Here is a 5495-nt window from a genome sequence, read left to right as displayed (position 1 = left end):
TCGCCGGGCTGATCCGCAACCTGCGGCTCGCCCGGCCGGTCGTTCTCGGCCATTCGCTGGGTGGCATGGTCGCCATGCAGGTGGCCGCGCGGCATCCGGAACTGGTCGGCGGGCTGGTCATCCTGGCCGGGGCGCTGAAGGCAGATTTCGCGCCGGACCATCCGTTGGTTGACGGCGTGGCGGAACTGCGCGACCCGATCTCGCCGACTGATCCGTTCTACGACTGGTGGCACGCCTGCGGGTCCGGCGTGCCGCGGGCCCTTCTTGCCGGCCTAGCGGCGGACGCTTCGGCGATGCCGGCGGCGCGCTGGCGCGCCATTCTCGAAGAAATCCGCCGGACGGATCTGACCGCGGCGGCGCGGGCCGTGCGGGTCCGGACGTTGATCATTGCCGGCGCCTGCGATCCGCTCTTCGGCCAAGCGCACCAGGAGGCTTTGGCCGAGGCGCTTGCCGGATCGCGTCTCGTCTGGGCGCAGGACTGCGGCCACAACCCGCATTGGGAAGACCCGGCCTTCGTCGCCAAGGCAATAGCCGACGTGCTGCCAGCCGAGTGACTACCGCAACAGCGATCGGGCCGTAGGCGTGAGGCGCAACATCTCTGCCGGCTTCGTCGAAGCAGCCTGCATGGTTTGGCGAACCGCCTGCCATGCCGGGGAAGCGCCAAGGTCGTTCCGATAGTTCGCATGGGCGTCGCCGAAACCAACGACGACGATGAAGACATTTTCGCCGGCTCGCACCGGCAGCCGGGAAAAAGTGTTTTCGGCATGCTCGCTGACAAAGGCGCCGAGCAGCCGGGCACCGTTCGCCGTCAGTTGCGGAACCATTTTCGCCCGGAAACGCTCGGCGAATCCGGTTTCCATGCCGTGGCGCAAATGATGAATCGAAATCTCAACAATGCCGTCTAAGTGAGGCTGCGCACTTTTGCTTTCGCCTTCGCTCACGGTCGACCGCTCCCGCTTCGACAGGTCGAAGCCGGCGTCCGGCCATGCGGGCTTCAGCAACAGCACGTCGTCGGAATCGATCATCGTCGCATTGGCGGCGTTGCGATGCTCGGCCCACACCGGGCCGTCATAGAAAGCGGTGAGCGCTTTCCTCCTGGCCTCCATGTCGGCGAAGCCGCGCAGCCAGATGAACATGTCGGGACGGTCGAGGTCGCGGAACTGGCCGATGATGGTCATGCCCGCGGCTTCCTGGCTCTCGATGAACTCCCGGTCGAACAGCGCGATAAGCGTTTCGCGCTGGCCGGGTTTCAATGTGTATTGCCTGAGCTCCACGATCGGCGACGCAAGGCGGGAAGGTCTGTTCATGGCTAGACTCTCGAAAACAGGGTGTTCATCCTGTTTATAAACAGACCGGTTGTCCTGTTTTGTCAATATGCTACGTTCTTCCCCTTCTCTCCCACGGAGGTGGCGATGCGCAAGAAGCGCACTAACGATCCGCAGGGCATGCGGCGGCGCGTGCTCGACGTGGCGGAAGGTTGCTTCCAGGCGCGCGGCTATCACGCCTCGAGCCTCGGCGACCTGATGGCGGCGGCCGGCGTCACCGGCGGCGCGCTGCACCATCATTTCCCGACCAAGAAGGCGCTGGCGCTGGCGGTGATCGAGGAGCGGGTGGCGGCCGCGGTTGAGGAGACCTGGATCGAGCCGGTGCGGGCGGCGCCTTCGGCGCGCAAGGGCGTGCGTGCCGTGTTTGAGGCGGTAGCGGCCGCGCTCGAGCAGCAGGGCTATGTGCGCGGCTGCCCGCTCAACAATCTGGCGCATGAGCTGTCGCTCGCCGATCCCGATTTCCGTATTGCGTTGGCCGATATCTTCGCCGGCTGGCGGCGGGCGATCTCCGACAAGGTGCGCGCCGATCAGGAGGCCGGCCGGGAAGGTGGGACCGATCCCGACCGCTTTGCCGCGCTGACGGTGGCGGCTTACTCCGGCGCCATGTCGATGGCCAAGGCCGAGCAGGATGCCGGTGTGTTGCGGCAGTGCCTGGAGGGTTTGGAGCGGGTCGAGCCCCCGCCATCACAGAACGGTTCGCCCGCCAGACGACGCCGCAGGGTGGTGCGGCAGCAGGCAATCCGCTGATGCCGGTATGAGGATCATCTTAAGTCCCTGACTGAAAGGCAGCCTTTCACTCCCTCAGCGGCTTGATCGTCTCGAACCCCACTTCGCTCTGCGCGCTCGTCCCCTCGTCGTAGCGCCGCGCCAGCACCGCTTGCAGGTCGGGCGAATAGAGCGCGGTGAAGCTGTCGATCACCGTGCCGGAATCGCCGGTCAGCGTCTCTTTCACCGTCAGCACCGTGTATTTGCAGTCGCCCAGCTTGTAGGTGTCCTTGCCCTTGACGCTTAAAGCCAGTGTTTCGGTGCCCTTCGGCGCCTTCTTCGCCGAAAGCCGCACGAACTCGGTCTTGCTCTTGGCACCGGCCTTCAGCGGGAAGAGCTTTTTGAGGTCGCCGAGCGGGATCATTGACAGCCGGCCCGTGTCGCTATCGCGGAAAATCTCGATCAGCCCGGCGTAGAGATATTGCGTCTGCGGCGATTGCGACTGGTAGTTGTTGGCGACCGCGACCATGCCGCCCGGCGCCGGCCGGAACTCGCTGCGGATGCCGGGCTTCTCCAGCACGAAGCCGGCCTTGGCGGATTTGGCGTCCACGCAGTCGGCCCCCTCGGCGGTGCCGGTGAGGGCAAGCATGGAGAGGGCCACACAGGTCGTCACGGGTTTCATGCCTTCTCCCCTGGAAATGTGTTCTGGAAGGAATGACAGACCCTCTCTGCGCTGTCGACCCAAAGTGCCCTTCACGAATTCAACCAATGCTTGAAAAGAGCCGCCAATCTGGACGATCCGGCGCTGAAAATGTTCCAATGGCGCGATGATGAATCGCTTATCCTCAGCATTCTTGTCCCGGCGCGATTTCCTGGCCCGGGTGGCCGGCCTTGCCGCGACCTGCGCCCTGCCGGACACCACTTTCGCCCAGACCGGCCAGCCTATCCAGCCGATTGACGCCACCTTTTTGTTCATCGCCGATATCCATGCCTGCCGCATGGCGACCGGGCTCAGCCCGCATTGCGAGCAGGAAGGCAAGACCGATGCGGCATTGCTGCGCAATGTGGCCGCGCTCAACGCAATCGACGACAAAGAGTGGCCGGCCGAGATCAACGGCGCTGCCACCGGCCTGCGCTCGGCCGGCACACGCATCGGCACGCCGCTCGGGGTCGTCACCGGGGGCGACATCACCGACGATGGCGGCGGCCAGATCACTGAGCCGAGCGAAGGCACGCAGCTTCTGCAGTTCAGCCAGCGCTACCAGCAAGGCATCGGCCCTGATCGCGTGCATGTCCCGGTCTATGTCGGGCTCGGCAATCACGATCTCGACCAGAATGGGCCGACGCGCCATGTCGACTGGTACCGTCGCGAGATGCGCGACTATGTCGAAGTCAACCATCGCCCCGGCGTTTTCTTCAAGCCGCCGGTGCCGGCGACCAATTACGATGTCGACACCGATTGCTATTCCTGGGATTGGGGCGGCCTGCACCTCGTCCAGACGCATCGCTTCGCCGGCGACACCGGCCATGACGCGATAGGCAGCCTGCCATGGCTGAAGCAGGATCTGGCGACCTATGCCGGCGACGGCCGTCCGGTGATTCTCTTCCAGCACTATGGTTGGGACACCTTCTCGGTCGAGCGCTGGGATCCAGTGAAGCGCACCTATGGCGAAGGCGGCGCCGGCCGCCCGCACTGGTGGGGCGACGCCGACCGCCAGGCGCTTCTCGCCACGCTGAAGGGTTATAATGTGATCGCCATTTTTCACGGCCATCAGCACGCAGTGCCGATGATCTACCGGCGCGACGGGCTCGACCTCGTCAAGCCGAAGGCGGCCTTCATGGGCGGCTTTGCGCTGGCGCGGGTGACCGTTGACCACATGGACGTCGTCCTGGCTGAGGCGGCCGGCGACCATGGCGAGGTCGTTTTCACCAACGCCTTCACCAAAAGCTGGGCCACCTGAAGGGAGAAAGCACGCCGGGTAGAGTTGTCCAGGCCTGTTGTTCGAGCTGTTCTGCGGTGTTGACGCCGTCGGCGCTCAAAGACGAACAGGCCGGCGCGCGGGTCGGCCATTGCCTCGCGGCGTATGGAGTCAGAGCGCCTTGCGAGCCTTGTCCTTCACGTCGCCATAGGCCTTGCGCACCCTGCCGGCGATTCTTTCGGACATGCCTTCCACCTGCAAGCGCCGGCTGCCGGTGGCCTTGCCGGCCGCCTGCTTCAGCCTGCCTTTTACCTGCTTGGCGATGCCGGCAACTTGATGCCTGTTCACCATATCCGCATCTCCTGGGCCTGGAATAGGAGCGGGGTGCGCCAACCGCATCCGCCACGACAACGAACGGGCAATGTTTGAGTTCCGTGCGGCCTGCCGCATCACGCCGCTGTCGGCATGACGGACAGCCCGTGCCGGGCGTTCGAGATCTGACCGCGGGGCCTGCTGGTCACATCGCTTTTTTGAGCATGGCTTTCATGTCGCCACAGGCCTTCTGCACCTGGCCTGCCGACTTGTCCGCCATGCCCCTGATTTCCATCGGCCGGTTGCCGGCGGCCTTGCCTATGGCTTGCCGGATCGAACCTTTGATCTGCTTCGCCAAGCCCACTATTTGGTCCATGTTCACCATCTCCGCATCTCCCGGAGATCCAATTCGCGAGGAGAAACGGGCCGGAGTGCTTCGCGGTTCCGTTGCGCCAAAGCACACCGGTCGAGGATAATTGACCGGCGACCGAATTCGGCATAATATGTAACCAAATGGATACGCATTATGCCGCAGGCTGAGCACGACCGTTCCGTCTTCCGCGCCATCGCCGATCCGACGCGGCGCGCCATCCTCGACCGGCTGCGGCAGGGCCCCGCGCCGGTCAACGAACTGGCGTCCGCCTTCTCGCAGAGTCGGCCGGCCATTTCCAAGCATCTGAGGATACTGCGCGAGCTCAACGTCGTTTCCGAGCAGCGGCAGGGCCGCGAGCGAGTCTACCGGCTGGAGCCGGCGGAATTGAAGGATGTCGCCGACTGGATCCTGCCTTACCGAGACTTCTGGCAGCACAGCCTCGGCAATCTCAAATCCTACCTGGAGAATGAATGATGGCCATCCAAGACAAGCCGCGCGCGATCGCCGACATTTCCGCCGGTACCATCCTTGCCACGGTGACGATCGCCGTGCCGCCGGAGCGCGTCTTCCGCGCCATTACCGCTGAGGACCAGATCCCGCTCTGGTGGGGCGCCGACAACATGTACCGGACGACGAAGCACACGGCCGATGTCCGGCCGGGCGGCGCCTGGCGCTCGGAAGGCAAGGGCGCGGACGGGCAGGACTTCCATGTCGCCGGCGAGTATCTCGAGGTCGAGCCGCCGCATCGTCTGGTGATGACCTGGAAGGCGCCCTGGGACGGCGATAACCTCACCACCGTCACCTATACGCTCGAAGCCGTCGAGAACGGCACCCGGCTGACGCTGCGCCATGACGGCTTCG

General features: G+C 64.6%; 9 protein-coding genes. 5 read left to right on the top strand and 4 right to left on the bottom strand.

The features are described from left to right. Positions 1–554: alpha/beta hydrolase (locus EOA60_RS16640; protein WP_164899353.1), on the top strand; the 554-nt coding region annotated here is incomplete at its 5' end. Here EOA60_RS16640 and EOA60_RS16635 read toward each other — a convergent pair. Further along, positions 555–1373: an NIPSNAP family protein gene (locus EOA60_RS16635; RefSeq protein ID WP_348627450.1), complete on the bottom strand. Its 819-nt coding sequence runs from the start codon at positions 1371–1373 to the stop codon at positions 555–557. It lies immediately after the preceding gene. A 39-nt stretch (positions 1374–1412) separates the two neighbouring features. Between EOA60_RS16635 and EOA60_RS16630 the strand changes: the two genes are divergently transcribed. Beyond that, positions 1413–2072, top strand: coding sequence for a TetR/AcrR family transcriptional regulator (locus EOA60_RS16630; protein WP_095824436.1), 660 nt, complete (start codon positions 1413–1415; stop codon positions 2070–2072). A 46-nt stretch (positions 2073–2118) separates the two neighbouring features. On the opposite strand, the gene EOA60_RS16625 is transcribed toward EOA60_RS16630, so the two are convergent. Beyond that, positions 2119–2712, bottom strand: a complete 594-nt coding sequence (locus EOA60_RS16625) for a hypothetical protein (protein ID WP_095824435.1) — start codon at positions 2710–2712, stop codon at positions 2119–2121. Between the two features lie 145 nt (positions 2713–2857). On the opposite strand from EOA60_RS16625, the gene EOA60_RS16620 reads away from it, so the two are divergent. Further along, positions 2858–3991: a metallophosphoesterase gene (locus tag EOA60_RS16620; RefSeq protein WP_095824434.1), complete on the top strand. Its 1134-nt coding sequence runs from the start codon at positions 2858–2860 to the stop codon at positions 3989–3991. Between the two features lie 129 nt (positions 3992–4120). Here the strand turns inward: EOA60_RS16620 and EOA60_RS16615 are convergent, their stop codons facing one another. Next, the gene (locus EOA60_RS16615) at positions 4121–4300 is read right to left on the bottom strand and encodes a CsbD family protein (RefSeq protein WP_095784086.1); all 180 of its coding nucleotides are present in this window, start codon (positions 4298–4300) and stop codon (positions 4121–4123) included. Between the two features lie 166 nt (positions 4301–4466). After that, complete coding sequence (locus EOA60_RS16610) at positions 4467–4646, bottom strand: CsbD family protein (RefSeq protein WP_095802556.1); 180 nt, start codon at positions 4644–4646, stop codon at positions 4467–4469. A gap of 141 nt (positions 4647–4787) precedes the next feature. Between EOA60_RS16610 and EOA60_RS16605 the strand changes: the two genes are divergently transcribed. Both EOA60_RS16605 and EOA60_RS16600 read left to right on the top strand, forming a co-directional pair. Further along, a complete protein-coding gene (locus tag EOA60_RS16605) occupies positions 4788–5108 on the top strand; it encodes a metalloregulator ArsR/SmtB family transcription factor (RefSeq protein WP_067001113.1) in 321 nt (106 codons plus the stop codon). Further along, a partial coding sequence (locus EOA60_RS16600; RefSeq protein WP_245502571.1) for an SRPBCC domain-containing protein occupies positions 5105–5495 on the top strand: 391 nt, incomplete at its 3' end. The genes EOA60_RS16605 and EOA60_RS16600, both read left to right, overlap by 4 nt.

Origin of the sequence: Mesorhizobium sp. M1A.F.Ca.IN.020.06.1.1 (genome assembly GCF_004023265.1) — a bacterium.
Taxonomy (GTDB): Bacteria; Pseudomonadota; Alphaproteobacteria; order Rhizobiales; family Rhizobiaceae; genus Mesorhizobium.
The sequence above is the reverse complement of the archived record's forward strand: the minus strand, read 5'-3'. Positions and strand labels throughout refer to the sequence as shown.